The organism is Rhodococcus olei, from assembly GCF_039540555.1.
Taxonomy (GTDB): Bacteria; Actinomycetota; Actinomycetes; order Mycobacteriales; family Mycobacteriaceae; genus Rhodococcus_G; species Rhodococcus_G olei.
On sequence record NZ_BAABFB010000048.1, the window covers coordinates 67,995 to 94,460 of the forward strand.

22 protein-coding genes are annotated in these 26,466 nt (G+C 70.4%); 12 read left to right on the forward strand and 10 right to left on the reverse strand.

All coding sequences use genetic code 11. The features are described from left to right. Position 1: 1 nt before the first annotated feature. On the reverse strand, positions 2-1,810 hold the full coding sequence (gene leuA / locus ABD951_RS15035) for a 2-isopropylmalate synthase (RefSeq protein WP_345346187.1): 1,809 nt from the start codon (positions 1,808-1,810) through the stop codon (positions 2-4). A gap of 220 nt (positions 1,811-2,030) precedes the next feature. Between leuA and ABD951_RS15040 the strand changes: the two genes are divergently transcribed. Together ABD951_RS15040 and ABD951_RS15045 are read left to right on the forward strand one after the other, a co-directional pair. Then, positions 2,031-3,734: a SulP family inorganic anion transporter gene (locus ABD951_RS15040; protein ID WP_345346190.1), complete on the forward strand. Its 1,704-nt coding sequence runs from the start codon at positions 2,031-2,033 to the stop codon at positions 3,732-3,734. A gap of 153 nt (positions 3,735-3,887) precedes the next feature. Beyond that, positions 3,888-4,559, forward strand: a complete 672-nt coding sequence (locus tag ABD951_RS15045) for a pentapeptide repeat-containing protein (RefSeq protein WP_345346193.1) — start codon at positions 3,888-3,890, stop codon at positions 4,557-4,559. Positions 4,560-4,708: 149 nt separating this feature from the next. Here ABD951_RS15045 and ABD951_RS15050 read toward each other — a convergent pair whose 3' ends face one another. The 5 genes from ABD951_RS15050 to ABD951_RS15070 all read right to left on the reverse strand — a co-directional run bounded on the left by ABD951_RS15050 (position 4,709) and on the right by ABD951_RS15070 (position 9,244). Further along, a complete protein-coding gene (locus ABD951_RS15050) occupies positions 4,709-4,933 on the reverse strand; it encodes a hypothetical protein (RefSeq protein ID WP_345346196.1) in 225 nt (74 codons plus the stop codon). Positions 4,934-5,069: 136 nt separating this feature from the next. Then, complete coding sequence (locus ABD951_RS15055) at positions 5,070-5,399, reverse strand: carboxymuconolactone decarboxylase family protein (protein WP_345346199.1); 330 nt, start codon at positions 5,397-5,399, stop codon at positions 5,070-5,072. A 120-nt stretch (positions 5,400-5,519) separates the two neighbouring features. After that, entirely contained in the window at positions 5,520-8,159 is a 2,640-nt protein-coding gene (locus ABD951_RS15060; protein ID WP_345346202.1) for a winged helix-turn-helix domain-containing protein, read from the reverse strand. Between the two features lie 276 nt (positions 8,160-8,435). Further along, complete coding sequence (locus ABD951_RS15065; protein WP_345346384.1) at positions 8,436-8,852, reverse strand: carboxymuconolactone decarboxylase family protein; 417 nt, start codon at positions 8,850-8,852, stop codon at positions 8,436-8,438. Positions 8,853-8,905: 53 nt separating this feature from the next. Then, on the reverse strand, positions 8,906-9,244 hold the full coding sequence (locus tag ABD951_RS15070) for a GNAT family N-acetyltransferase (protein WP_345346205.1): 339 nt from the start codon (positions 9,242-9,244) through the stop codon (positions 8,906-8,908). Positions 9,245-9,359: 115 nt separating this feature from the next. Here ABD951_RS15070 and ABD951_RS15075 point away from each other — a divergent pair, with 115 nt between their 5' ends. From ABD951_RS15075 to ABD951_RS15090, 4 genes are all read left to right on the forward strand, one after another. Further along, a complete protein-coding gene (locus tag ABD951_RS15075) occupies positions 9,360-10,337 on the forward strand; it encodes a pirin family protein (RefSeq protein ID WP_345346208.1) in 978 nt (325 codons plus the stop codon). Between the two features lie 99 nt (positions 10,338-10,436). Then, the gene (locus ABD951_RS15080; protein WP_345346211.1) at positions 10,437-11,528 is read left to right on the forward strand and encodes an LLM class flavin-dependent oxidoreductase; all 1,092 of its coding nucleotides are present in this window, start codon (positions 10,437-10,439) and stop codon (positions 11,526-11,528) included. Beyond that, a complete protein-coding gene (locus ABD951_RS15085; protein ID WP_345346214.1) occupies positions 11,525-12,133 on the forward strand; it encodes a CE1759 family FMN reductase in 609 nt (202 codons plus the stop codon). Before ABD951_RS15080 ends, ABD951_RS15085 begins: the two co-directional genes overlap by 4 nt. Before the next feature lie 76 nt (positions 12,134-12,209). Further along, entirely contained in the window at positions 12,210-12,728 is a 519-nt protein-coding gene (locus ABD951_RS15090) for a GtrA family protein (protein WP_345346217.1), read from the forward strand. Positions 12,729-12,779: 51 nt separating this feature from the next. On the opposite strand, the gene ABD951_RS15095 is transcribed toward ABD951_RS15090, so the two are convergent. Then, entirely contained in the window at positions 12,780-15,125 is a 2,346-nt protein-coding gene (locus tag ABD951_RS15095) for an arylsulfatase (protein ID WP_345346220.1), read from the reverse strand. Between the two features lie 146 nt (positions 15,126-15,271). Between ABD951_RS15095 and ABD951_RS15100 the strand changes: the two genes are divergently transcribed. Beyond that, entirely contained in the window at positions 15,272-16,996 is a 1,725-nt protein-coding gene (locus ABD951_RS15100; RefSeq protein WP_345346223.1) for a SulP family inorganic anion transporter, read from the forward strand. Between the two features lie 187 nt (positions 16,997-17,183). Here the strand turns inward: ABD951_RS15100 and ABD951_RS15105 are convergent, their stop codons facing one another. Continuing rightward, a complete protein-coding gene (locus ABD951_RS15105) occupies positions 17,184-17,375 on the reverse strand; it encodes a hypothetical protein (protein ID WP_345346226.1) in 192 nt (63 codons plus the stop codon). 138 nt (positions 17,376-17,513) lie between these two features. Further along, positions 17,514-18,809, reverse strand: a complete 1,296-nt coding sequence (locus ABD951_RS15110; RefSeq protein WP_345346229.1) for an ion channel protein — start codon at positions 18,807-18,809, stop codon at positions 17,514-17,516. Between the two features lie 109 nt (positions 18,810-18,918). On the opposite strand from ABD951_RS15110, the gene ABD951_RS15115 reads away from it, so the two are divergent. The 5 genes from ABD951_RS15115 to ABD951_RS15135 all read left to right on the forward strand — a co-directional run bounded on the left by ABD951_RS15115 (position 18,919) and on the right by ABD951_RS15135 (position 24,926). Beyond that, positions 18,919-20,640, forward strand: a complete 1,722-nt coding sequence (locus tag ABD951_RS15115; protein ID WP_345346232.1) for a SulP family inorganic anion transporter — start codon at positions 18,919-18,921, stop codon at positions 20,638-20,640. A gap of 92 nt (positions 20,641-20,732) precedes the next feature. Then, on the forward strand, positions 20,733-22,070 hold the full coding sequence (locus ABD951_RS15120; protein WP_345346234.1) for a DUF1254 domain-containing protein: 1,338 nt from the start codon (positions 20,733-20,735) through the stop codon (positions 22,068-22,070). Positions 22,071-22,348: 278 nt separating this feature from the next. Beyond that, a complete protein-coding gene (locus tag ABD951_RS15125) occupies positions 22,349-23,005 on the forward strand; it encodes a GAP family protein (protein WP_345346237.1) in 657 nt (218 codons plus the stop codon). A gap of 232 nt (positions 23,006-23,237) precedes the next feature. Further along, positions 23,238-23,882 carry a protein kinase family protein gene (locus ABD951_RS15130; RefSeq protein WP_345346240.1) on the forward strand — a complete coding sequence of 215 codons (645 nt, stop codon included), beginning with the start codon at positions 23,238-23,240 and terminating at the stop codon, positions 23,880-23,882. A gap of 75 nt (positions 23,883-23,957) precedes the next feature. Beyond that, the gene (locus ABD951_RS15135; protein ID WP_345346243.1) at positions 23,958-24,926 is read left to right on the forward strand and encodes a helix-turn-helix domain-containing protein; all 969 of its coding nucleotides are present in this window, start codon (positions 23,958-23,960) and stop codon (positions 24,924-24,926) included. On the opposite strand, the gene ABD951_RS15140 is transcribed toward ABD951_RS15135, so the two are convergent. After that, a complete protein-coding gene (locus ABD951_RS15140) occupies positions 24,877-26,454 on the reverse strand; it encodes a bifunctional 3'-5' exonuclease/DNA polymerase (RefSeq protein ID WP_425569860.1) in 1,578 nt (525 codons plus the stop codon). The two genes, ABD951_RS15135 and ABD951_RS15140, sit on opposite strands and share 50 nt — an antisense overlap. Positions 26,455-26,466: the final 12 nt, after the last annotated feature.

The following is a 26,466-nucleotide window of genomic DNA, read 5'->3' on the forward strand; positions in this document are numbered from 1 at the left end:
CCTAGTGGGCGCGGTTGACGGCGGAGACGACCGCGCGCAGCGAGGCGGTCGTGATGGAGGTGGCGATGCCGACACCCCACACGGTCCGGCTGGTGCCGTCGGGGCGGGTCACCGCGCACTCGACGTACGCGGCGGCCTGCGCGTCGTCACCGGCGGACATCGCGTGCTCGCTGTAGTCCAGCACCCGCACGTCGTACCCGATCGTGCCCAGCGCGTCGACGAACGCGGCCAGCGGTCCGTTGCCGGATCCGGTGATCTCCTGCTCCTTGCCGTCCACCTTCACGACGACGTTGATCGCGTCGGTGCCGCCGTCCTCCTCGGACGCGGTCACCTTCTGCCGCATCCGCTCCAGCGGCCGGATCGGGCCCAGGTACTCCTCGTTGAAGACGTCCCACATCTCCTTCGGGGAGACCTCGCCGCCCTCACCGTCGGTGATCTTCTGCACGATCTGCGAGAACTCGATCTGCAGGCGGCGCGGCAGCACCAGCCCGTGGTCGGCCTTCATGATGTACGCGACGCCGCCCTTGCCGGACTGCGAGTTGACCCGGATGACGGCCTCGTAGGTGCGGCCCACGTCCTTCGGGTCGATCGGCAGGTACGGGACCTGCCAGACGATGTCGTCGACGTCGGCGTCCTGCGCGTCCGCCGTGAACTTCATGTCGTCGAGGCCCTTGTTGATCGCGTCCTGGTGGCTGCCGGAGAACGCGGTGTACACCAGATCGCCGCCGTACGGGTGACGCTCGTGGACGGGCAGCTGGTTGCAGTACTCGACGGTGCGGCGGACCTCGTCGATGTTCGAGAAGTCGATCTGCGGGTCGATGCCGCGCGTGAACATGTTCAGGCCCAGCGTGATCAGGCAGACGTTGCCGGTGCGCTCACCGTTGCCGAACAGGCAGCCCTCGATGCGATCCGCGCCCGCCTGGTAGCCCAGCTCGGCGGCGGCGACGCCGGTGCCGCGGTCGTTGTGCGGGTGCAGCGACAGGATCACCGAGTCACGACGGGCCAGGTTGCGGTGCATCCACTCGATCGAGTCGGCGTACACGTTCGGGGTCGCCATCTCGACGGTCGCCGGCAGGTTCAGGATCACCGGGTTCTCCGGGGTCGCGCCGAGCACCTCGGTGACCGCGTCGCACACCTCCTTGGCGTAGGTCAGCTCGGTGCCGGTGTAGGACTCGGGCGAGTACTCCCAGCGCCAGTTGGTGTCCGGGTACTTCTTCGCTTCCTCGAGCACCAGCTCGGCGGCGTCGGTGGCGATCTTCTTGATCGCGTCCCGGTCGGCGCGGAACACGACCCGCCGCTGCAGGATCGACGTCGAGTTGTAGAAGTGGACGATCACGTTCTTCGCGCCGTGGCAGGCCTCGAAGGTGCGGGTGATCAGTTCGGGCCGCGACTGCGTCAGCACCTGGATCGTGACGTCGTCGGGAATCGCGCCGTCCTCGATGATCTCGCGGACGAAGTCGAAGTCGGTCTGGCTCGCCGACGGGAAGCCGACCTCGATCTCCTTGTAGCCCATGCGGACGAGCAGCTCGAACATCCGGCGCTTGCGGGCGGGGCTCATCGGGTCGATCAGGGCCTGATTGCCGTCCCGCAGGTCGACGGCGCACCACTGCGGGGCGCGGTCGATGACCTTGTCCGGCCAGCTGCGTTCGGGCAGCGTGACCGGCTCGACCTCTTCGGCGAACGAGCGGTACCGGTAGGTCGGCATCGAGGAGTTCTTCTGGGTGTTCCACGCGGGCTGGTCGGCGGGCGCGGGCTTGGACGGCGGCGTGATGGTGCGCGATCCGGAAGTGAAGGCGTCGGCGGGTGACATTGACGAATCTCCGAAATCAGAGGGGGACCAGCGGTCCCAAAGGTGGTCGACCGGCGCGACTGAACCCCGCGACGGGAGGCCAGTCTGGATCAGACCCCGCCGCGGCGGTGAAGAAGGAGCGCCCTCTGCATGTAGCGCAGTCTACCTGCTCCCTACCACACCGAGGAGTTCACCCACCGCGAACGATGCCCCGACCGCCCGGGCCGGGAACGCTGGGCGGATGGTGTCGACATGGTCAGCGGCGCGTGCCTGGCTGACGGAGCACGTGCCCGCGCGGGCGGACCTGAAGGCCGATCTGGTGGCCGGCCTGCCCGGCGCGATCGGCAGCGTTCCCGACGGCATGGCCGCCGGGGTGCTCGCCGGCGTCAGCCCGGTGCACGGGCTGTACGCGAGCTTCGCGGGCCCGACGTTCGGTGGTCTGCAGACCAGCACGAAGCTGATGGTCGTCACGACCACCGGCGCGTCCGCGCTGGCCGCCGGCTCGGCGCTGGCCGGGGTCCCGGAGTCCGACCGGGCCGACGCGGTGATCCTGCTCACCCTGCTGGCCGGGGCCGTGATGATCGCCGCGGCCCTGCTGCGTCTCGGGCGCTACACCCGGTTCGTGTCGCACTCGGTGATGACCGGGTTCCTCACCGGGGTCGCCGTCAACATCGTGCTCGGACAGCTCGCGGATTTCACCGGCGCCGAGGTGTCCGGCTCCGTCGCCGCGGTCAAGGCGTTCGACCTGGTCACCCACCCGAGCCGGATCGATCTGCCGTCGCTGCTGACCGGGGCCCTCGCGCTCGCGCTGCTCGTGCTGCTCGCGCGCACCCGGCTGGCACTGTTCAGTGCGCTGATCGCACTCGCGGTGCCGTGCCTGATCGTGATCGTGTTCGGCCTGGACTCCGTGCAGCGGGTCGCCGACGTGGGAACCATCCCCTCGGGAATCCCGATGCCGCGGATCCCCGATTTCGGCCTGCTGTCGCCGTCGCTGATCGGCGGTGCCCTGGCGGTCGCGGCGATCGTGCTGGTGCAGGGCGCGGGTGTCGCGGAGGCCGCGCCGAACCGTGACGGGTCGCGGTCCCGGCCGAACCGGGACTTCACGGCGCAGGGTGTGGGCAACATCGGGTCGGCGTTGTTCGCCGGGATGCCCGTCGGCGGCTCGGTGGGGCAGACCGCGCTCAACGACACGGCCGGCGCGCGGACCCGCTGGGGCGCGGTGTTCTCGGGTGTCTGGATGCTGGTGATCCTGGCGGCCTTCTCCGGACTGGTCGGCACGGTGCCGATGCCGACGCTCGCCGCGGTGCTGATCTTCGCCGCGGTCGGCTCGATCCGGCCGGCCCAGATCGTCACGATCCTGCACACCGGGTGGGCGTCGATCGTGGCATTCACCGTCACACTCGGCGCGACGCTGTCGCTGTCGGTGACCGCTGCGGTCGGCATCGGGGTCGTGCTGTCGATCCTGCTGCAGCTCAACCAGGAACAGGTCGACCTGCGGGTGGTCCGCCTCGTGCCGGTGGGACGGGACCAGTTCGAGGAGGCGGCGGCACCGAAGACCCTCCACGACCGGGAGGTCGTGATCCTCGACGTGTACGGCAGCCTGTTCTACGCCGGGGCCCGGACGCTGCAGGTCCGCCTGCCGGACCCGGCCGACGCCGGGTCTCCCGAGGTCGTGTTGCGGCTGCGGGGACGCACCACGCTGGGCGCGACCTTCTTCAAGGTGATCGTCGACTACGCGGAGCGGCTCGACCGGCAGGGCGGGCGGCTGTACCTGAGCGGGCTGACCCCCGAGGCGCAGCGCTACTGGGACGAGGAGCGCCTGCACAGTCAGGGGATCCGGCTCGAGACCTTCGGGGCGACCCCCAGGATCGGCGAGGCGACCCGTCTCGCGTACGAGGAGGCGGAACGCCGACTGGTCCGGGTGACCAGAAGGGGGACGGCCTGAGCGCCTTCTTGGACGCTTGTTTCACCAAACGTCCGCACGGGCCGTGATCATTTCGTTAGGGTGTGGCCGATCAGGGTGGATTCGGCCCCCAGACGGGGGTTTCTGCGGAAGCGAGTAGAGATGGCGGCAAGGCTCAAAGGACGTGACCGTGTGATGGCCCGGCTCGGTGCCGTGGCCGCCGGAGCGGGCCTGGCGATCACCGCGTTGGGCCTTGCGGCGCCTGCCGCGCACGCCGACACGAAGATCGGTACCTGCACGATCGTCTCCAACCCCACCGAATCCGTGTTCACCGACTGCGCGGACGCCAACCTCGTCGGGGCCAACCTGTCCGGAGTCGACCTCTCGCACGCGAACCTGTCCGGCGCCAACCTGCTCGGTGCGAGCCTCGACGACACGAAGCTCGTCGGGGCCAACCTGTCCGACGCGAACCTCTACCTCGCGTACGCGACGGGCGCGAACCTCACCGGCGCCGACCTCACCGGGGCGAACCTGGGGAGCGCGAACCTGTCCGGCGGCAAGCTCACCAACGCCAACCTCACCCGGGCGAAGCTCAACGGCACCAAGCTGATCGGTACCGACCTCACCGGCGCGGTCTCGGCGAACCTCGCCGGCGCGATCACCACCGAAGCGGACCCGGACGCCAAGGAGTCCGGCGGCAGCAGCTCCCTGCCCGAGCGGGCACCGGACGCGCCGCTGTTCGGCTCCGTGATGACCGGTTCGACCAACGTCAGCGGTATCGGTGGCAACAACAGCCCCGGCAAGGTCGAGGTGCCGTTGATCGGGTCCGCGGTCACCGGTTCGACCAACATCAGCGGCGTCGGATAGCGGTGGTCGGTGGGTGAGCCCCCAGGCGGGCGCTCACCCACGGACCGCGGGGGCCCGGATCCGGGGAGGGCCGTTCCGGGCTTCGGACTGGACGCCGGGAAGGACCCCGACCGGGTGACCCCACGGCCACGCCGTGTGAGCCGACTGTGTCAGTCGGGGAGCCGGCGCATCTCGATGACCGTCAAGCCGAGCGCATCGAACCGTGCGAGCATCGCGCGGAGGGCGGAGTCGTCGTTGACCGGTCCGTACAGCCTCGTGAAGTCGCCCGAGCTGTGGGACGGGCTGAGCTCGGGAAATGCCGAAAGCGTTCGCTCCGACAGCTCGCCACGCAGCAGGAATTCGTAACGAACCCGGGCCGGCCGAGGCTGCGTCACCGGCGACCTCCTTCGCTGCACGTGTGCCGTCGGGCTGGAATTTGCCCTGAATGCAACTCTTGTGCAGCGGAGGTGATTGCGCCTCACCCGCGGGTGATGAGAATACGCCGGGAGGCGCCCGATTCGATGCCGCGAGTCAGTGCGCGTCGAACCGTTTCAGTGCGAGCGCCGCGTGGGTGGCGCCGGCACCGGCGCGCAGGGCCGCCGCGATCAGGGCGGCCTCGGACACCTCGGCGCGGGTCGCGCCCGCCTTCTTCGCCGCGGCCGCGTGCACGTCGAGGCAGTACGCGCACTGGGTCACGTCGGCACAGGCCAGGGCGATCAGTTCGCGGTACTTGCGGGGGATCGCGCCGTCCTCCCGGGCGACGACGCCGTCGAATCGCAGCCAGGCCGCGTATTCGGCCGGAGCCTCCTTCTTCAGCTCGGCCAGGTGTTCGAGGTCGTCGGTGTCGTGGATGTGGGCCATGATCCCTCCCGCGGTTGGCGGACGTATGGTGTCCGCGACACTACGACCCCGGGTCGGGACGCGCACCGCCTTCGGGGTCTCCCCGTCCGTCGGCGAGCGGGGTCCCACCGGGCGCGGAGGTCAGATCAGTCCAAGGCCGCGGGCCGCGTTGATGGCCTCCCGCCGCGACCGCACATCGAGCTTCCGGTAGATGCCACGCAGGTGGGTCTTGACGGTGTTCACCGACACGAACAGGTCGGCCGCGATCTGCTCGGCGGTGCGCCAGGACGGGAGCTCGAGCAGCAGTTCCATCTCCCTCGACGTCAGCGGGTTGGCGATCCGGCCGGGGCCGGCCGGGAGGAGGGAGAGGACGTGTTCGGCGAACGGGTCGTGGACGCCGAATCGTCCGCGATTCTGGTTCAGCAGCTCCCGGACCGGTGCGCCGGCATCCGCGAACGGACGGACGATGCGTTGCGGTTCGGCGAGTGTCAGGGCCGCGAACAGGGCGTCGCGCACCGCGATCGGATCGTTCTTCTCGTGTGCGATCTGCGCGGCCGTCAGCCAGGCCAGGATCTCGGTGGTCACCGCGGTGCACCCGCGGTCGCCGGCCAGGACCAGGGCGAGGTGTGCGCGGGCCGCGTCCGGACGTCGCTGGTGCAGCGCGGCGACGGCGGCGAGGACAGCCGGCTCACCCGAATCCGCACCGAGGGTCCGGGCGACGTGATCCGTCAGCTCGGCCGCCCCCGTCGCATGCCCGGCCCCGAGCAGCGCGTTGTGGATGGCCGGGGCCAGCAGTGCGGTCAGGATGGGCGGCATCGGGCGACGGTGCGCGGCGAGGAGGTGCTCGCGGCTGGCGCTCGCCGTCGACTGCGGGGCATCCGACGTGTCGAGCGCCAGTACCCCCGCGGCGCACGCCGTCGCCTCGGCGACCGCGGGGATGCCGCGGTCCGCCAGTACCTGCAGGGTGCGCTCGTCGAGGGCGGCCCGACGGTCCATCCTCAGGTGGTCGCCCCACGCGATGACGACCAGTGCGAGGTGGAAGTACCAGCTGTCGGTCAGGCCGTGCCGACGTGCGACGGCGGCGGCCTCGTCCGCGCGCGCGGTCATCTCGGTGAGGTCGCATCGCCAGCAGCCGATCGTCGCCAGCGAGGTCAGTGCCTGCAGTTCGATGGACGGCAACCCGGCCGACCGGGCGATGGCCAGACCGTCGTCGAGGTGGTGCACGGCCTGGTCGAAGCGGCCCAGGTACATCTCGGCGATTCCCAGCCGGGTCAGCGCGAAGGCGTCGACGTCGTGTTCGCCGGAGTTGCCGAGCGGATCGGTGCCGATCGCCGTGAGAGCGTGTTCGATGTGGCCTCCCCGGACGGCGAGTTCGAGCCGGAGAGCGTGTTCGAGGGGAACCGCCCAGGTGGGTCGCATCGACCGCGCGGTGTCGTCCGCGACCGCCCCCCGCACTCCGAGGATCGAGGCGGCTGCGGCCTCGTTCCCGCGATCCAACTCCGCGGCGGCCCGCACGAGCCGGGACACCGGGTGGGTGCGGACCCGGGTCGGGGCCTGGGTGAGGACGTCGATCACGGTGTCGGCGTGGCCGCGGAGCACCGCGCCGAACCCGAGTCCGCAGAGCAGGTTCTGCAGGCTGTCGTCGTCCCCTGCGTGGAGGCTGTGGCGCAGCGCGCGCACGTCGGCGCCGGATTCGGCGAACCATCGGGAGGCGACGCGTTCGAGGTCGGCGACCGCTTGGCGGCCCCGGTGTCCGGCCTCGGCTCGCAGATACTCCCGCAGCAGAGGGTGGTACCGATACCAGCCGGGTGCGCCGGGGACGGGTTCGAACAGCAGGTTCTCGCGCTCGAGCATGTCGATGAACCGGTGTGTGTCCGGGCTGCCGGTGAGCGTTTCCGCGAGTTCGGCGTTGAACGCGTCGGGCACCGACGTCTCGACCAGGAAATCGCGGGCGGCGGAGTCGAGGTGGTCGAGCACCTCGCCGACGAGATAGTCGGCCACGACCCGGCTGTCGCCGCTGAAGTCGGTGATCATCCCGTGCGGGTCGTGGTGGTGCGCGAGCGTGATCGCGGCCAGCCGCAGTCCCGCCGCCCAGCCCTGCGTGCGGTTCTGGATCGTCGCCAGGTCCGCGGGGTCGAGCGCCACGTCGTGTTCGGCCAGCAGCGTCGCCGCCTCGTCGTCGGTGAACGCGAGCTCGTGGGCGGGGAAGTCCCGTACCCGGCCGTCCAGGCGCATCCGGTGCAACGCCAGCGGCGGCTCGAAGCGGCCGGACAGGACGGTGCGCAGGGTGGTCGGTGCCCACTGCAGGAACGAACCGAGCGTCTCGAGCGTCTCGCGGTCGTGCAGCAGGTGGACGTCGTCGAGCACCATCAGGATCGGCCTGTGCAGGGCGCCGAGGGCTTCGGCGATCGCGGTCGGGAAGTCGTTGGAGTCGGGTGCCGGGACGTCGCGCAGGGCGTCGACCACGGCCGGATCACCGGTGGCGCGCAGCGCGGCCAGCGAGGAGGCCGCGAAGGCGGCCCGGCTGTTGTCGTCCTCCGTGACGGTCAGCCACGCGATCGTCGGTGTGTTCGCGGTGGTGGCGGACCGGGCGGCCCAGTCGGACAGCAGCACCGTCTTGCCGGACCCGACCGGTGCGCTCAGCATCGCGACGGTTACCGCGGTGGGGTCCGGCAGCAGCATGGCTTCGGACAGGGCATCGAGCAAACGCTGGCGTCGGATCGCAGGGCGTCCGTACGTGGGGGTGTGGATGCGGTGTGCGCTCCACATCGGCACAGCCATGCTCTTGTCTCCTCCCGTGGACAAACAGCGCGGTCTGTCGTCGGGGGCCGGCCCCGGCGAGCCCGAAGCGTATAGCGATTGGTCCGGTTTTTCCTGCCGGGACACGGCCGATGATGCGGCTGGTGCGCAGCTTCTCGAAAATGAAATCGCTACGTAACGTAATTGTGATATCCGCGTCGGTGGCAGGACACCCGCGGTTCACCGTCCTTCGCGGTGTCGGAATCGGTGTCGGCTGCGCAGCTATGGCAACAATGTGGCTATCGACCGTCCGGCGGTCTAGGTGGGCTTCGGGGACGGGCGCACCGCGTGCAGGCTCGCGATCGAGACCCGGTTGAACGCGTTGATCGTGATCGCCGCCCATGTGACGATCGACACCTGGTCGTCGGTCAGGTGGGCTCGGACTGTGGCGTACGTGCGGTCGTCGAGATGGTCGCCGGTCGTGTGTGTCATCGCCTCGGCGATCTCGAGGGCCGCACGCTCGGTGTCGCTGTAGAGGGTGACCTCCCGCCACGCCGGCAGCACCGTGATCCGCCGGATCGACTCGCCGCCCGTCAGCGCGCGCCGGGTGTGCAGGTCGAGGCAGAACGCGCACCGGTTGAGCTGCGAGACCCTGATGTTGACGAGTTCGATCAGCGTGCGGTCCAGTCCGGCGTCCCTGGCGCGATGCCCGACCTCGACCGCGACCGCGGTCATCGCGTCGTAGATCGACGGCGACTGCTTGTCGATCGGTATCCGCCGGTGGGCGGTCACGACGATTGCACCGCGGCGATTGCATCAGGGGTGACCGGGTCGAGGTTGTCGTCGAAATCATGATGACGCCGAACGTATTTCGCGACGTACGGGCAGATCGGCACGATGCGCTTGCCCCGGGCTACGGTGTCGGTGAGCGCGTCGTGCACGAGGATGGACGCCAGGCCCTGGCCCTCGTATCGCTCGCCGACCTCGGTGTGGAAGAAGATGCGCTGCTCGCCGTGGTCGAGGTATTGGGTCAGGCCGGCCACGGCTCCGTCCACGACGATCTCGTAGCGGTCACCGGCGTCTCGGACGGTGGGAGTCGACTCCGTCGACTGCTTCTCGTCGCTCATGGAACCACTATGCCGCACCGCCGGATCCGGTGCCCGCTGATCGGGCACCCCGCTCGAGGCGCGGGATAGGCTCGAGTCCCTCGGCAGGACCCGTGACCGACAGGATGTCAGGACCATGAGCAACCTCGATCCCGAACCCGGCGAAATTGTGTGTGCGAGCACCGAATGTCACTCCCCGGAGTTGCTGGACTTCCGGGAGGTGCCGCTGGGCGGGCCGCGTGCGATGACGGTCCGGCGTTCGCTCCCGCAGCGGGAGAGGTCGCTGATCGGGGCGTGGTGCTTCCTCGACCACTACGGTCCCGACGACGTCGCCGACAGCGGCGGCATGAAGGTCGCGGGGCATCCGCACACCGGATTGCAGACGGTGTCCTGGTTGTTCCGCGGCGAGATCGAGCACCACGACACCACCGGCGCGCACGCGATGGTCCGGCCGCGCGAGATCAACCTGATGACGGCGGGGTCCGGGATCGCGCACTCGGAGTTCTCCACGCCCGGCACCACCGTTCTGCACGGGGTCCAGCTGTGGGTGGCGCTGCCGAACGAGCACCGTTTCACCGCGCCGGCCTTCGAGCACTACGAGCCGCCGCTGCTCGATGTCGAGGGTGCGCAGGTGCTGGTGTTTCTCGGCAGCCTGTTCGGGCAGACGTCGCCGGTGCGGACCTTCACGCCGCTGCTCGGCGCCGAGCTGACGCTGCGCGCGGGTCAGCGGCTGGCGGTGGACCTGGATCCGACGTTCGAGCACGGCGTCATGGTCGACACCGGTGCGGTGACGGTCGCCGGGATGGACGCGAAGGTCGGGCAGCTGGTGTTCCTACCCGCCGGACCGTCGCGTGTCGAGTTGGTGGCGTCGGCGGACGGTCCGGTGCGGATCCTGCTCCTCGGTGGTCCGCCGTTCGGTGAGCAGATCGTCATGTGGTGGAACTTCATCGGCCGCAGCCACGAGGAGGTCGCAGGCTACCGGCAGGACTGGCAGCGGGAGCGCGAAGACCGGAGCGACCCGGCGTCGGGGCGGTTCGGGCCGTTCCCGGCGCAGTGGCGCGAGACGATCCCCGCACCGATCCTGCCGAACGCGCGGCTCAGGCCGCGGGGCTGAGCCGGCCCGGACGCGCGGGACAGGTCCGGGAATAGCGGCGCCTGCGCTACGGTTAACCGATTGAATCTTCAATTACCTACCGTAGGGCGAGGAGACGACATGCAGTTCGGAATCTTCACGGTCGGCGACGTCACCACCGACCCGACCGCCGGGCGCACCCCGACGGAGGGGGAGCGGATCAAGGCGATGGTCGCCATCGCGCAGAAGGCCGAGGAGGTGGGCCTCGACGTGTTCGCGACCGGCGAGCACCACAACCCGCCGTTCGTGCCGTCCTCGCCGACGACGATGCTCGGCTACATCGCCGCGCGCACCGAGAAGATCGTGCTGTCCACCTCGACCACGTTGATCACCACCAACGACCCGGTGAAGATCGCCGAGGACTTCGCGATGCTGCAGCACCTCGCCGACGGCCGCGTCGACCTGATGCTCGGCCGCGGCAACACCGGGCCGGTGTACCCGTGGTTCGGGCAGGACATCCGCCAGGGCATCCCGCTCGCCATCGAGAACTACGCGCTGCTGCACACGCTCTGGCGGGAGGACGTCGTGGACTGGCAGGGCAAGTTCCGCACCCCGCTGCAGGGCTTCACGTCCACGCCGCGCCCGCTCGACGACACGCCGCCGTTCGTCTGGCACGGTTCGATCCGCAGTCCCGAGATCGCGGAGCAGGCCGCGTACTACGGCGACGGCTTCTTCGCGAACCACATCTTCTGGCCCACCGACCACTTCCGGCGGCTGATCGATCTGTACCGCCGTCGCTACGAGCACTACGGTCACGGCTCCGCGGACCAGGCGATCGTCGGGCTCGGTGGTCAGGTGTTCATGCGCAAGAACTCCCAGGACGCGGTGCGCGAGTTCCGTCCCTACTTCGACAACGCACCGGTGTACGGGCACGGACCGTCGCTCGAGGAGTTCACCGAACAGACCCCGCTGACCGTCGGCAGCCCGCAGGAGGTCATCGACAAGACGCTCACGTTCCGGGAGTCGTTCGGCGACTACCAGCGTCAGTTGTTCCTGATGGACCACGCCGGGCTCCCGCTGAAGACCGTGCTCGAGCAGCTGGACCTGCTGGGTGAGGAGGTCGTACCGGTGCTGCGGCGCGAACTCGACGCGAGACGTCCCGCGCACGTGCCCGACGCCCCGACGCACGACTCGCTGGTCGCCGCTCGCTCCGCCGCGGCGGTGACGCGATGACCGCCCGCACGATCGCCGTGGTCTCCGCGGGCCTCGGAAATCCCTCGTCCACGCGCCTGCTCGCCGACCGGCTCGGCGCCGCGACGGCCCGGGACCTGGGTCGCGGCGCCGAGGTCCGGGTGGTGGACCTCCGGGATCACGCCCACGACCTGGTGAACAACCTCCTGACCGGTTTTCCCTCGCCGGCGCTGCGGGAGGCGATCGAAACGGTCACCGGCGCGGACGCGCTGATCGTCGTCACCCCGATCTTCAACGCCTCCTACAGCGGACTGTTCAAGACGTTCTTCGACGTCCTCGAACCGGGGTCGGTGGACGGGATGCCGACGCTGATCGCCGCGACCGGCGGCTCCGCGCGGCACTCGCTCGCGCTCGAGCACGCGGTGCGGCCGCTGCTGGCGTACCTGCGGGCGGCGGTGGTCCCGACCGCGGTGTTCGCCGCGTCCGACGACTGGGCCGGCGACGCGGACGCCGACCGGACCCTGGCCGATCGCATCGACCGTGCGGCCGGGGAACTCGCCGCCGTGGTGGCGGGTCGGCCACGAGCCCGGGCGGCGGACCCGTACGACGAGCCGGTTCCGTTCGCCGAGCTGCTCGCCCGGGGCTGACGTTGCCGGTGCCGCGACGACGAAACCTCCCACTGAGGGGGACGGATTCGGGCCTCCGGCTTGCGGAGTCGCTTCCATGTACCTCGTGATCAAGCAGGGGAACGGCCGCGGTGGCACCGTCGTCGGCCCGGCGGTCGCCGCGCCCGACCTTCGCCGCGCCGCCGCGCGCGGGTCCCGCCCGTCGGTGGCGCGGGCGGGACTCCTGCGCGGTGACGGCGTGGTCGCACAGTTCGGCCGGTTCGTCCTGGTGGGCGGGTCGAGCAACGTCGTGTACGCGCTGGTGTTCCTCGTGCTCCACTCCACCGGGATCTTCGCGGCCAACGTCGGGGGAGTGCTCGCCAGCACGGTCCTGGCCAACGAACTCCACCGCCGGATCACCTTCCACGCGTCCGCGCGGGTGCACTGGTTCCCCGCGCAGTGGGAGGCCGGAGGCGTCGCGATCATCGGATTGCTGCTCAGCACGGTCTCGCTGGCCGTGCTCGAGGCCTGGTTCCCGGCGGCAGGCGGGGTCGTGCAGGCGGTCCTCGTCGTCGCGGTCAGCGCGGTCGTCGGACTGCTCCGGTTCCTCGCCCTGCGCGGTTGGGTCTTCTCGTGAACGAGGACGGCCCGCCCACCGCTCGGTGGGCGGGCCGTCGTTCGTGCGAGGTCAGTCGCGGGCCATCGCAGCTTCCATGTGCTTCTCGACGTCGATGTACGCGTCGTCGGCGATGTCGAAGACGACCTTCTTGATCTCGCCGTCCCGGAACTCGAAGCGCGGCTCGGGGTAGGCGCTGGACACCGGGTCGGCGCTGTCGTAGCCGATGCACAGCCCCTCTCCGCACAGCGAGAAGTGGCCGAGCACGGTGCGGATCTTCTGCTCGCCGACCTGCTCGTCGTCGATGAACAGCCTCAGCGGTCCGACGCCTTCGCGGTACGGGCCCATCCCCTCCTTCGTGAACTCGACGCCGATGATGTGCCTGCCCGACGCCGGGACCGGGGCGGAAATGCGGTCCTCCGGCGGAATGCCGAGGAAGTTGTACGCGTAGGTGACGACACCGCCGGAGATGAACAGCGAGTGCCCGCCGAAGCGCGAGCCGTGCGCGAAGATCACGCCCTGCGAGTCCGGCGTGAGGTCGACCTCTGCGAGGATCTTGTACGACACGCCGTGCACGTTCGCCGCGGACCGCTCGGGCACCTCGGACGTACCGGGGTAGTAGACGTACTGCCCGCTCGGTGGCACCGGCTGGTGGAACTCCATCGACACGAACGTCTCGAAGTCCTTCGGGTTGCCGATGATCTGCAGGTCGTTCAGCGGCAGGACGTTGTTGGCCTTGGCCTCCTCCATCCACAGGGCCTTGAGTTCTTCGAGCTTGTCGGGGTGCTGTGCCGCCAGATCGTGTGCCTCGGCGCGGTCGACGTCGGCGTGGTACAGCTCCCACTCGTCCTTGTCGAAGTTGCCCATACCCGAGACCGGGCCGTGCACCGAGACGGCCTTCCAGCCCTTGTGCCAGAGGCCGCGCTGGCCGAACATCTCGTAGTACTGGGTCTCCTTCGCCGTGGGCCCGTCGGCGGGCGCGTCGAAGGAGTACGTCATCGAGACGCCCGACAGCGGCGTCTGTTCGACGCCGTTGTAGGTGTCGGGCAATTGGACGCCGCACGCCTCGAGGATGGTCGGCACGATGTCGGTCGAGTGGTGGTACTGGTGGCGCACCTCGCCGCGCGCCTTCATCCCGGCCGGCCAGTGGATCACCAGCGGATCGCAGACGCCGCCCTGATAGGTGTAGCGCTTGAACATCTTGTACGGCGTGGAGAACGCCGCCGCCCAGCCGGTCGGGTAGTGGTTGTAGGTGTCGGGGCTGCCGAGCTTGTCGACCATCGTGAGGTTCTGCGCCTCGTCGTCGGGGTAACCGCCGAAGATCTTGCCCTCGTTCACCGAGCCGTTCGGGCTGCCCTCGCCGGAGGCGCCGTTGTCGGCGCAGTAGATGATCAGCGTGTTGTCGAGCTGGCCCGACTCCTCGAGGTAGTCGACGATCCGGCCGACCTGGGCGTCGGTGTACTCCGAGAAGCCGGCGAACACCTCGGCCATCCGGCTGAACATCCGCTTCTCTTCGTCGTTCAGCTCGTCCCACGGCCGCACCTCGTCCGTGGGCGAGAAGGTGCCGTCGGGCATCGGGTTCAGCGGCGTCAGATCGGTGTCCGCGGGCAGGATCCCGCGCTCGATCATCCGGGCCAGGACCCATTCGCGGTACGCCTCGTAGCCGTCGTCGAACATGCCCTTGTACTTGTCGATGTACTGCTGCGGGGCGTGGTGCGGGGCGTGGTTCGCGCCCGGACAGAACCACAGGTACCAGGGCTTCTCCGGCTCCGTCTGCTTGACGTCGCGGATCATCTTCAGCGCCTGGTCGGCGAGGTCCTTGGACAGGTGGTAGCCCTCCTCGGGTGAGTAGGGCTGATCGATGTAGCGGTTGTCCTCGGCGAGGGAGGGATACCAGTTGTTCGTCTCGCCGCCGATGAAGCCGTAGAAGCGGTCGTAGCCCTGCGCGAGTGGCCAGTTCTTCTTCGACGCGCCGGCGGTCCACTCGTCGATCGGGACGTTGTGGTTCTTGCCCACCCAGAACGTCGACCAGCCGGCGTCCCGCAGCAGGTGGGCCATCGTGACGTTGGACGGCGGGATGTGGGAGTTGTAGCCGGGGAACCCGGTCGACGACTCCGAGATCGACGCGAAACCGTTGAGGTGGTGGTTGCGTCCGGTCAGGAACGTCGAGCGGGTCGGCGAGCACAGGGCGGTCGTGTGCCACTGCGTGTACGTCAGGCCGCCTGCCGCGAGGCGGTCCATCGTCGGCATGTTGATCCGCCCGCCGTACGGGGACCACGCGGCCATGCCGGTGTCGTCGTAGAGCACGACGAGCACGTTCGGTGCGCCCTGCGGTGCCTTGTCGGAAAGGAAGGCGTCCCAGTCGGACGTCGAGTCCCTGACGTCGAGGTTGACGACGCCTTTGAATTCCTTGGCCACGGTCACTCCTTGCCACGAAGAGGTCAGGTCACCCCATCGTGGAACGGGAGGTCGGCGCCCACCTCACCCGTGCGAGGTGAAGCCCCGACGACCGTGTTCGGCGACGATCGGACGCGGTGATCTCTCGCGAAGACGGGGTGATGTGAATGGATCGCGGTGCCACCCGGGCGACGGTGCGCAGGAACTGGTGGTTGTTCGCCTCATTGCAGGGGTACGACCGGAGCTGGCTGCGGCCGGACGTCATCGCCGGCCTGACCGTGTGGGCGGTGCTGGTGCCCGAGTCGCTGGCCTACGCCACGATCGCGGGCGTCGCCCCGGTCGTCGGTCTCTACGCCGCGGTCCCGGCCCTCGTGCTGTACGCGGCGGCGGGCAGCTCCCGGCACCTGGTCGTCGGTCCGATGTCGGCGACGGCCGCGCTGTCGGCCGCGATCATCGCACCGGTCGCCGGAGCCGACGGCGGGCACTACCTGACGCTGACCGCGGTCCTCGCGATCATGACCGGTGTCGCCGGACTGCTGGCGGGCCTGTGCCGACTGGGATTCGCCGCGGCGTTCATCTCCGAGCCCGTGCTCAAGGGCTTCATCGTCGGTCTCGCGCTGACCATCGTCGTCGGGCAGGTGCCCAAGCTGTTCGGTGTCCCGAAGGCCGACGGCGACTTCTTCGAGCAGGCGTGGGGGGTGATCCGCCACCTCGGCGACATCCAGTGGACGACCTTCGCGGTCGGCGCCGCCAGTCTGGTGTCGGTGCTGCTCCTGAAGCGGTGGCTACCGCTGGTCCCCGGGTCCCTGGTGGTCGTGCTGCTCAGCATCGTCGCGGTGAGCGTGTTCTCGCTCGACGAGCACGGCGTGGACATCGTCGGGCACATCGACGCCGGGTTGCCGTCGATCGGGTTGCCGCAAGGTCGCACCTGGCGCGACTACTACGACCTGGCCGGGCCCGCGTTCGGTGTGCTGCTGATCGGATTCGCGGAGGGGCTCGGGGCGGCGAAAACCTATGCCGCCAAGGCCGGATACGAGGTCGACGCCAACCGGGAACTGCTCGGCCTCGGCGCCGCGAACCTCGGCGCCGGGCTGAGCTCGGGCATGGTCGTCAACGGCAGCCTGTCCAAGACCGCCGTCAACGGCACCGCAGGAGCGAAGTCCCAGCTGAGCGGCCTCGTCGTGGCTGTGCTGACGATCGTCACGCTGCTGTTCCTGACCGGCCTGTTCGAGCAGCTGCCGGAGGCCACCCTGGCCGCGGTCGTGATCGCCGCGGTGATCGAGCTGGTCGACATCGCCTCCCTGCGCCGGCTGTACGGGGTCTGGTCGCACCGGCTCGGCAGCATCTACGGGTTCGCGGCGCGCGCCGACTTCACCGCCGCGATCGCCGCGATGCTCGGCGTGCTGGTGTTCGACACCCTGCCCGGACTGGTCATCGGCATCGGCGTGTCGATGTTGTTGCTGCTGTACCGATCCTCCCGCCCGAACGTCGCGGTTCTGGGGCAGGAGAAGGCGATGTGGGTGGACACCGACCGGCACCCGCACGCGGAGGTGCGCGGCGACAGCGTGGTCGTCCGGGTCGAGGGCGGTCTCTTCTTCGCGAACGCCGATCACGTCAAGGAGCGCGTCGAAGCGTTGTGCACCGACGGCACGCGGGTCGTGGTGCTCGATGCCGAGACGATGCCGTTCATCGACGTCAGTGCCGCCCAGATGCTCGAGGAGCTACAGGACGCATTGCGGCGCAGGGGGATCGAGTTGCGTATCGCCCACGACATCGGGCAGGTGCGGGACGTCCTGGAGGACACCGCCCATGACGGTGTGCATCTGACCGTGTTCCCGACCGTGGACGAGGCGCTGGCCGACAGTCCGGGCCCCGCCGGATCCGCGGAGTGACGAGCCCGCATCCCCGACCGCCCCGGGGGATGCGGACCTCCCGGTGTGCGGAGGGTCTCGTCGGCCGGACGAATGCATCGGTCCCGCAGAGGGGTCGGCCACCACCGCGACCGCTCGTGGCGATCCGGCCGGAAGCAAGGTTCGCGTGTCGGGGCACGAGGTCACCGGTCGGGACCGGCGGCACGGATCAGCTCTCGCACTCGCGTCGCGGCCGGATCAGGCCGGGCAGTTCGAGTTCGCGTTCGGACTTGCGGTGCAGTTTGCGCCCGAGCAGCGGGCGGCCGTCCTCGTGGATGTACGCGCCCTGCGGCTCCTTCTCCAGCGGCTCCTCCCAGGCGCGGTACAGCGCCGCCATCCGGAACGTGAGGCCGACCGCCACCGCGGCCGGAGCCGAGATCCAGTTGTTCGGATGGAAGGTGTTGAGAGCAACCAGACCGCTCCGGTGAGAAGGGCGGTGAACACGAATGGGCGAACCCGACCGACATGGGGGTCGGGCCGGCGGCGAGCAGTTCGGTGCTCATGCGGCCGCCCCCGCCCCCGCCTTCGGCACGGCTTCCGGTTCGGTGTGGATGAGCATCTCGGGCCGCCGCGCGACGAGCAGCCACACGGGCAGGACCACGATGCACAGCACCGGAAGAACCTCGATGTCCGCGACGGTGGTCACGCCCATGAACAGCGCCAGCCAGCCGTTCCGGGCGACGACGAGGACGGCGCCGAGCACGCCGGAGGCGACCGCGACCGCGAGGGGGATGTCGGGCAGCGCGCCGTGCGCGGTCAGTCCGACACCGACGCCGATGAACACGGCGGGGAAGATGCGGCCGCCGCGGAATCCGCAGCCGGCCGCGACGAGCAGGGCGAGGAGTTTGACCACCGTGATGAGGGCGAGCTCGCCGGTCGTCTTGTCGCCGGCGGATGCGGTGAGCTCCTTCATCTCGTCGAGGCCCTTGAACAGGGTCAGCTCGCCGCCGAGCGCGCCGAGCAGGCCGAGAACCATGCCGCCCGCGGTGATCGCGAGCACCGGGTTGCGCAGCCAGTGGAACGCACGGTGCACGACCGGGAAGGCGTAGACCGCGACCAGGCACAGCAGCGCCGCGATCAGCGCCACGGCGGATCCGGTGACGAGGTCCAGCAGTCTCGGATCGTCGTAGGCGGGGACCTGCACCGCCAGCGCCGGGCTGGCGAAGAACACCATCGTCAGTGCCCCCGCGCCGGCCGCGACCAGTGGCGCGAACAGTGTGCTCCACAACTGGCGGTCGCCTTGCGCGGCAACGACTTCGGTGAACACGAGCGCGGCCGCGACCGGGGTCCCGAACATCGCGCCGATCGTGGCCGCGGCGGCGATCATGATCGCGACCTCGACCGGAACCTTCTTCCACATCCGGCCCACGAGCCACACGGTCAGGGCGGTGTTGATCGCGATGATCGGGTTCTCCGGGCCGAGGCTCACCCCACCCGCCAGGCCGACGAGGATCGTCAGGGCCAGGCCGGGCAGCACCGGCAGCGTCAGCGGAGTCGAGACCAGGCCGGTCGTCGCGGGGTCCGGCCCGGCGTGCCCGGGCACCTTCCACACGATCACGCCCACGACGAAGCCGACCGCGGTGAGCATGCCGAACGTCCACAACCGGGAACCGTCCGCGACGCCGGCCCAGTCCGGCAGGGTCGTCCACAGCAGGCGCTGCAGCCGGTCCGCCAGCACGCTGAGGGCGAGGAGGGTCAGGGCACACAGCACTCCGACCGCGACCGCGGGCACGGCGAGCGCGGCGAGCTGCCGTGCGGTCGGGGCGGGGGCGGGGGCGGGGGTGTCGGTGACCATGACCGGATGGTTCGCGAGCGCCGACGGCCGCGGATCACCCGGCGTGGGTGATCCGGCCCGGCGCACGACGGTGGTTCGCTGGGACGACCGTTCGAATCGGGAGGGACTCATGGCATCGACCCCGTTGCCGTCGTGGCGAGCAGGCGCGGGATCCGCGAAGGCATCGGTGCTCGCGCCGACACTGGTCGGCTACCGGAAGTCCTGGCTGCGGGCCGATGTCGTCGCCGGTCTCAGCGCCGGTGCGGTCGTGATCCCGCAGGCGATGGCGTACGCGACGATCGCCGACATGCCGGTGCAGATCGGCCTGTACACCTGCATGGTGCCGATGGCCGTGTACGCGCTCCTCGGCGGCTCCCGCACCGCCAGCGTCAGCACCACCTCCACGATCGCCACCCTGACCGCGTCGACCCTGATCGGCGCCGGGATCGCGGCGGGGTCGGACGACGCGGTGACGTCGCTGATGACACTGACGTTGCTGGTCGGTGTGCTGCTCCTGCTCGCGCGGGTGTTCCGGCTCGGCTCGATCATCGAGAACATCAGCGAGGCAACACTCTCCGGGATCAAGGCGGGGGTCGGGCTGACGGTGGCGGCCGGCCAGCTGCCCAAGCTTCTCGGGGTGCCGGCCGATCCCGGGGCAACCGGATTCGTCCCGGTCCTGTGGTCCGCGGTCCGGCAGCTCGGTGACGCGGTCCCGGCCACCGTTGCACTCGCGGTGGGCTCGATCGCGGCGCTCTACGCGATGCAGCGACTCGTGCCCCGGGTCCCCGGGGCGCTCGTCGTGGTCGCCCTCGGCATCGCGCTGGTCGCCTTCGCCGGTCTCGACGATCACGGCGTCGCCCTGATCGACCCGGTGCCGCAGGGTATTCCGCTGCCGGGCATTCCGCGCCTGCACGACATCGGGGCCCTGCTGCCCGGCGCGCTCGCGATCGCGGTCATGGCGTTCCTCGAGACGGTGTCCGTGGGTCGTGGGGTGCGCCGGGCCGGCGAGCCGCAGATCGACGCCGATCAGGAACTGCTCGCCAACGGTGTGTCCGCGGTGGCCGGTTCGTTCTTCCACACACTGCCGCCGGCGGGTGGGTTCTCGCAGACCGCGGTCGCGTTGCGGGCCGGTGGTCGCACTCAGGCGGCCGGCCTGGTGACAGTGGTGCTCGCGGTGGCGGTGGCGCTGTTCCTGGCCCCGATACTCGACGATCTTCCACAGGCCACCCTCGGTGCGATGGTCGTGGTGGCGACGCTGGGTCTACTGGATTTCGGCTCGTTCCGGCGGTACTGGCGGGTCAACCGGCTCGAGTTCTGGATCGCGCTGAGCACGGCGTTGGTCGGGTTGGTCGCCGGACTGTTGCCCGCAGTCGCGGTGGGTGTTGTGCTGACGCTGTACCTGGTGCTGCGGGAGCTGAATCGTCCGCACGTCGTTCAGCTGCAACGCGATGGTCGCGGCGAGTGGCGCCCCGGCCCGGAGGAGGCCCCGACCGATCCGGCGGATCCGCTCGTGCTCCGGGTCAACTCGGCGCTGTACACCGCGAGCGTGCGCGCCACCGTCACGGCGATCGAGAGGCGCGCCGGCGTTGGTGAGGGGTCGGAGGAGATCTCTCCGCCCGGTGCGGTCGTCCTCGACGTCTCGCGGGCGTACCTGGTGACGACCACGGTGATCGACCAGATCCGCGATCTGGTGCGGGAATTGGACGACGCCGGCGTCACCCTCCACGTCGCCGACCTGCCCGCCTCGGAGATGCCGAAGCTGCTGGCGACCCCGTGGTGGCACGAGCACGGTGCGGACCGGTACCACGACCGGGTCGACGACGCGGTCCGGGCGATCGAGGCCGCCCGGTGAGTGCCGACCAGTGCCGAATCATCCGGATCGGGTGATTCGGTCCACGCCGAAACCTGATGGCATACAGACGGAACAGTCGACGAGGAGACACAGTGGGAACCGAACTGCAGGAACCGGCCGTGAAGGCGTACGTCTACGGGTTTCCGCTCGTGTTCAATCTGGACCAGGTGCGGCGCTACGTGACCACCGGGGTCGGGGCGAATGCCGCGGCGCCGTTCAACCGGTTCAGTCATGCCGGCACCCTGGCCGGGCCGCGGGACACCTTCGTCTCGATCAACAACGACACCGTGTACTCGATCGGTCAGGTGGACCTGTCGGAGGGGCCGCTGCTGTTGGAGGTGCCCGACACCGGCGGCGCCTACTACGTGCTCCAGTTCGTGGACGCCTGGACCGACAACTTCGCCTACATCGGCAAGCGGGCCACCGGTACCGCGGCCGGCCGCTACCTGCTCACCCCGCCCGGCTGGAGCGGGGACGTACCGGCGGGCGCGACGCGGATCTCCTTCCCGACCGTGATCGCCTCGATCGTCGGCCGGTGGGCCTGTGACGGTGAGGGTGATCTGCCGAGGGTCGGCGCGCTGCAGCGGCAGCTCACGCTCACTCCGGTCGGGGAGCAGGCCGCGCCGCCCGGGCTGCCCACCCCGGACCCGACCGTGCCGGAGGAGCTGGCCTTCTGGGAGAAGCTGCGGGTGTACTCGCAGGCGTATCCGCCGGCAGCCCAGGATCTTCCGCTGCAGCAGGCGTTCGCGTCTCTGGGGCTGCTCGGGTCCGGGCCGTCGCCGTACGCCCAGCCCGACCCCGACCTGGTCGCCGCGCTCACCGCCGGCGCGAAGACCGGGCACGACGGTCTGGTGGCCGCCCTGAAATCCGGTGCGGGCGACGCGACCGTCAACGGCTGGCAACAGCCGTTCCACATCTTCGACTACAACGACGACTTCCTCGAGATCGGCACGATCGACGCGCCGGAATGGCGGATCGCGGACCGCGCGCGGGCGATCGGGCAGCGCGCCGCAGCGGCGATGGCCGGGCTGTGGGGCAATCACGGCTACGAGGCCGCCTACGCACCCGTCTACGTCGACTCGGCCGGCGACGAGCTGACCGGCGCCAACACCTACACACTCACGTTCACGCAGGCTCCCCCGGTGGACGCGTTCTGGTCGATCACGATGTACAACCTGCCGAACTTCTACCTGGTGGACAACCCGATCGGCCGGTACTCGATCGGCGACCGCACCCCGGGTCTCGTGCACGGCGACGACGGTTCGCTCACGATCACGCTGAGCGCCACCGAACCCGCCGACCCGACCGCGCGGGCCAACTGGCTCCCGGCCCCGGCGGACGGCTTCCGGCCGATGCTGCGCATGTACAGCCCGCGGCCGGCGGTCTTCGACGGCAGCTACGAGATCCCGCCGATCGTCAAGGTCGGCTGAGCGGCGCACGGCCCCCGGCGGGCCGGCTTTCGCACGCCACCGGCATGGCCGCGAGTCCGGGACGCCCGCCGGCCCACACGACCCTCGCCGCGACCACCCGAGGGTTTCTCGGACGTCGATGGCCGTTGCGGCGCAGTGGGTTTCCTGGGCCGGGCCGATGCAGCACGCATGCCGGAGTGTGGCCCGTGGCGGTCATCCTCCGCGGGTGATTCGCTGCGCAGGCGCCGCCGCTACCGTCCGGGGCGGCGGGCACGATCCACGCGGGAACGGAGGAGAACATGGGTGAGCTGATCGGGCTGCTGGTCCCCGAGATGATCGGCCTGATCGTCACCCCGGCGGCCGTCGCCGGCTGCATCCTGCTGCTGCAGTCGGGCAACCCGATTCGCAACGCGTTGAGCTTCGCCGGGGCATTTCTGTTCGTGTACACCGCCATCGGCACCGCCGCGCTGCTCGGTGGCGCCGGCGACCCGTCGGCCACGTCGCAGGCCGTCTCCCACTGGATCGGCCTGATCGTCGGTGTCCTGTTCCTTCTGGTCGGCGCGGCACAACTCCTGCAGCGCAAGAAGCTCTCCGCGGCGAAACCGAAATGGATGGTGGAGCTCGAGGAAGCCACACCGCGTACGGCTTTCGTGCTCGGCCTGCTGCTCGCGAACGTCAACCCGAACCTCTTCATCATGCTCTCCGGCATGAGCATCATCGCCGGCTACGGCTCGACGTGGCCCCAGGCGCTGGCCGGCACCGCGTTGCTGCTGCTGTCCGCGATGGTCGACTTCCTCGTCCCGACGGGTGCGTACCTGCTGCTCGGTGTCCGCGCCAAGCGAGGGCTGGACGCCGCGAAGGAGTGGATGGTCCACCGCAACAAGGAACTCGGCGTCGGGGTATTCCTCGGTTTCGGGTTGCTGTTCACGGTCCGCGGGCTCACAGCGCTGTTGTGAGCCGGAGGGACGGAACAATTCGCGCACGGGGATTCGATGAATCGCGACGTGGCGACGGCGGCGCAGGGGCGGCTCGAGGTGACTACCTGCAAGGTGTCCCCCGGCGCCGGCGGCGAACCCCGTGCGCCGACCGCTGCGGCGGCCGGCGCACGGGGTTGCGTCGCCGGCGGGCTGTGTGAGGATGCACGAATGCTCTGCGTTGACACACGGTCGAGCGGCTGGACGTCGGTGCATGCACTCTGACACCGAACGGTTCACCGCTGTGGTGGCTGCCCAGCCCACCCACCCCTGTCCGCCCGCGGGACGGTCGGCTGCCGGGCACGTCCCCGGCGGCACGTTCGGAGCGGGTCGCTACCGTCTGCTGCACTGCTGCGGGGGGACCCCGGCGATGGAGTTCTGGCACGGCCGCGACGTCGTCACCGGCCACGACGTCGGTTTGACCGTCCTCGACGGCCACGTCCGGGGCCTCGTCGACGTCGACGAGGTGTTCGCGCGCACCGTCTGGATGTTCGGCGTCCACTCGCCCGCGCTGGCCCGCATCGTGGACATGGTCGACACCGGCGCCGGGGGTGTCGTGGTCGCCGAGTGGCAGTCCAGCTGCTCGCTGGCGGCGGCGGCGTCGGTGCTGTCGTCCCGGTCGGAGGCGGCGCGCGCGGCACGACCGCTCACGGAGGCAATGCGGGTCGCGCACCGCGCCGGTGACGTTCTCGGTCTCGAGACCCCGGACCGCCTGCGCATCGGCGCGCGGGGCGAGCTGTACCTGGCCTTTCCGGGCGCCCTGCCGTCCGCGGACCGGTTCGCGGACGTGCGCGGACTGGCCGCCGCCCTGCGGGGGCTGGTCACCGGCGGAGGTGGTGTCACCGCACCGGTGTGGTGACACCCCTTCCGCGGGAGGGCCGGCGCGCATAAGGTGCACCGCGGTGTCCTCGCATTCGAGTGGCTGGGGTGGAACATGCAGGGGAGCTCGTTGCCGCCGACGGCGGAGCTGACGCAGCGGTTTCAGGGCGGCGTGCGGTTGGCCGGGCCGGAGGGGCTGGCGGCGTTGTCCATCGCCGCGGAGGTCGGGGCGGAACGCCCGAGCCGGTTCCGGGCCGTGATGCGGGCGACGGATGTGGGGTCCGTTCGCGTGAGTCGGTTACGGACGTCGGCGGTTTCGGTGGTCCGGACACCGCGGTGGCTCGGGGACGGCCACTGCGGCCACCTGTCCGTGTTCGTGGTGCGATCCGGTGGTGCCGAGGTCGAGCAGCAGCGGGCCCGGCGGCGGGTGGAGGTGGGCGAGGCCGCCTTCGTCAACTTCGCCGCGCCGTTCACCGTCTCGCTGTCCGGGCGGGGTGACTACGTCTTCGCCTATGTCCCACACGCGATACTCGCGGCGCGCTCGGTCGACGTCCGCGCGCTCGCCGGTGCGGTCGTGCCCGCCGAGCCGCTCACGTCGATCCTCGGCGCCGTGCTCGAGCAGTTCGCCGAGGCCGACCTGCGCCCGGGCGCCTCCGCGGAGGTGGCGCTCCTCGAACACGCCGTCGTGGACCTGTGTGTCGCCGTGATCCGGCAGGCCCAGGGGAGCAGTGGCGAGGCCGACGCCGTCCGATCCCGAAATCGAGCCCGTGCACTGGAATTCGTGGAGAACAACTTCACCGACCCGACACTCACGGTGGCCCGGGTCGCGGCCGCGATGAACGTCAGTCCCCGCTACCTGCACAAGTTGTTCGAGTCGGAACCGCACTCGGTGTACGAGCTGATCCGGCGGCGTCGGATCAGCCGCGGCCTCGAGATGCTGACCGACCCCGACCACACGGACCTGACCGTCGGCCAGGTCGCGGTGCGCAGCGGATTCGTCGGACCGACCCAGTTCGGTCGTGCGGTCCGCGACCTCACCGGGTCGACGCCGCGGGCGATCCGGAGGCAGGGGGCGGTCCCGTGACCTCGTCGGGGTCCGCGTAACAGTCCCGGACCGCGACGTCCATCGGGAAGCGAACGGCGGTGTCGCCGAACAGCAGTCGTGTCGCGGCCGCGGTCGCGTCGAGGACGTGCCGGGTCGCGGTGTGCGGATCGCGGCAGTGCACGACCACCTCGTCGTGCTGGAAGAACACGAGCTCGGCGTCGACGTCGCCGGCGAGTCGCAGGCGCAGGTCGGCGAGCAGACACAGCGCCCACTCCGCGGCCGTGGCCTGCACCACGAAGTTGCGGGTGAACCGGCCCCGCGCACGCGGGTCGCCGTGTGACCACCAGCGGTCGTCCGGCGGCGGGCAGGCCCGGCCCAGCCAGGAGTGCACCACCTCGCCGCGTTCCCCGGCCCGCGCTGCCTCCTCCACGTACCGGACCGCGACCGGAAATCGCTTGCGCAGCAAGGTGAGCAGGTAGCGGGCCTCGCCGGCCGTGGCGCCGTAGAGGACTCCGAGGATCGCGACCTTCGCCTGTGCACGGTCGCCGTCGAACACCTCCGCGGCGACCGGGGCGTACAGGTCGTCGGCGCCCGCGGCCGCGACCATCAGCGGGTCCCCGGACATCGCGGCCAGGATGCGGGGCTCGAGCTGGCCGGCGTCCGCGATCACGAAGGTGTGGCCCGGGTCGGCGATCACGCTCGCGCGCACCGGTTTCGGGATCTGGAGCGCGCCACCGCCCCGGCTGGCCCACCGTCCCGACACCACCCCTCCGGGCACGTACACCGGCCGGAACCGGTCGTCGCGCACCCAGGTGTCGAGCCACGCCCAGCCGTTCGCGGAGTGCAGTTTGGCCAGGTCTCGGTAGCGGAGCAGCGGCTCGACCGCGGGATGGTCGATGTCGCGGAGCAGCCACGCCCGCGTCGAGGGCAGTTCGATGCCGTCGCGCGCGAACGCCGCCACCACCTCCGGCTGGGACGCGGGATTGACGCGGCGGCCGAACGCGGCACCGACCTCGTCGGCCAGGTCCCGAAGCCGGTGCGGCAGCGCGTCCGGCGGCACCCGCGGCCCGAGGGCCGACTCGAGCAGGCGGCGGTGCTCGGTCGCCGAGAACGGCATCCCGACGTGGCCCATCTCCGCCGCGGCCAGCGCACCCGCGGACTCGGCGGCGACAAGCAGCCGCAGGCGCGGATCCGAGCCGATCGTGCGCAGCTGGGCGGTGTGCTCGCCGATCACGGTCGCCGGGTCGGCGGCCGGGGTGGTGTCGAACAGTGCCGGGCGCGCGTCCGGTGGGAGCGCCTGCGCCGGGGCGGGCTTCCCGGCCCGCACGCTGAGCAGGGCCCGGGTGAGGGCGAGGTCGTGGCAGCGGTCGACCCGCAGCCCGGTCCGCAGGATCTGCGGGTACACGGCGGCGGTGTCGGGCCACACCCACCGCGGATGTTCGGACTCGAACGCCCGGACCGCGGCCGCCGCGTCGGGGAACTCCACCGGGGAGCCGGTGACGGTGCCGTCGTCGCCGGTGCGGATCGCGACCACCCGCTCGGGTCCCGGTGCCAGCACGACTCTCACGCGCCCAGTGTG

What these genes read in the sequence shown, in the direction of transcription:
- leuA (WP_345346187.1), bottom strand. Translation starts at nt 1,810, where the DNA reads ATGTCACCCGCCGACGCCTTCACTTCCGGATCGCGCACCATCACGCCG.
- ABD951_RS15040 (WP_345346190.1), top strand. Translation starts at nt 2,031, where the DNA reads ATGGTGTCGACATGGTCAGCGGCGCGTGCCTGGCTGACGGAGCACGTG.
- ABD951_RS15045 (WP_345346193.1), top strand. Translation starts at nt 3,888, where the DNA reads ATGGCCCGGCTCGGTGCCGTGGCCGCCGGAGCGGGCCTGGCGATCACC.
- ABD951_RS15055 (WP_345346199.1), bottom strand. Translation starts at nt 5,399, where the DNA reads ATGGCCCACATCCACGACACCGACGACCTCGAACACCTGGCCGAGCTG.
- ABD951_RS15060 (WP_345346202.1), bottom strand. Translation starts at nt 8,159, where the DNA reads ATGGCTGTGCCGATGTGGAGCGCACACCGCATCCACACCCCCACGTAC.
- ABD951_RS15065 (WP_345346384.1), bottom strand. Translation starts at nt 8,852, where the DNA reads ATGACCGCGGTCGCGGTCGAGGTCGGGCATCGCGCCAGGGACGCCGGA.
- ABD951_RS15070 (WP_345346205.1), bottom strand. Translation starts at nt 9,244, where the DNA reads ATGAGCGACGAGAAGCAGTCGACGGAGTCGACTCCCACCGTCCGAGAC.
- ABD951_RS15075 (WP_345346208.1), top strand. Translation starts at nt 9,360, where the DNA reads ATGAGCAACCTCGATCCCGAACCCGGCGAAATTGTGTGTGCGAGCACC.
- ABD951_RS15080 (WP_345346211.1), top strand. Translation starts at nt 10,437, where the DNA reads ATGCAGTTCGGAATCTTCACGGTCGGCGACGTCACCACCGACCCGACC.
- ABD951_RS15085 (WP_345346214.1), top strand. Translation starts at nt 11,525, where the DNA reads ATGACCGCCCGCACGATCGCCGTGGTCTCCGCGGGCCTCGGAAATCCC.
- ABD951_RS15090 (WP_345346217.1), top strand. Translation starts at nt 12,210, where the DNA reads ATGTACCTCGTGATCAAGCAGGGGAACGGCCGCGGTGGCACCGTCGTC.
- ABD951_RS15100 (WP_345346223.1), top strand. Translation starts at nt 15,272, where the DNA reads ATGGATCGCGGTGCCACCCGGGCGACGGTGCGCAGGAACTGGTGGTTG.
- ABD951_RS15110 (WP_345346229.1), bottom strand. Translation starts at nt 18,809, where the DNA reads ATGGTCACCGACACCCCCGCCCCCGCCCCCGCCCCGACCGCACGGCAG.
- ABD951_RS15115 (WP_345346232.1), top strand. Translation starts at nt 18,919, where the DNA reads ATGGCATCGACCCCGTTGCCGTCGTGGCGAGCAGGCGCGGGATCCGCG.
- ABD951_RS15125 (WP_345346237.1), top strand. Translation starts at nt 22,349, where the DNA reads ATGGGTGAGCTGATCGGGCTGCTGGTCCCCGAGATGATCGGCCTGATC.
- ABD951_RS15130 (WP_345346240.1), top strand. Translation starts at nt 23,238, where the DNA reads ATGCACTCTGACACCGAACGGTTCACCGCTGTGGTGGCTGCCCAGCCC.
- ABD951_RS15135 (WP_345346243.1), top strand. Translation starts at nt 23,958, where the DNA reads ATGCAGGGGAGCTCGTTGCCGCCGACGGCGGAGCTGACGCAGCGGTTT.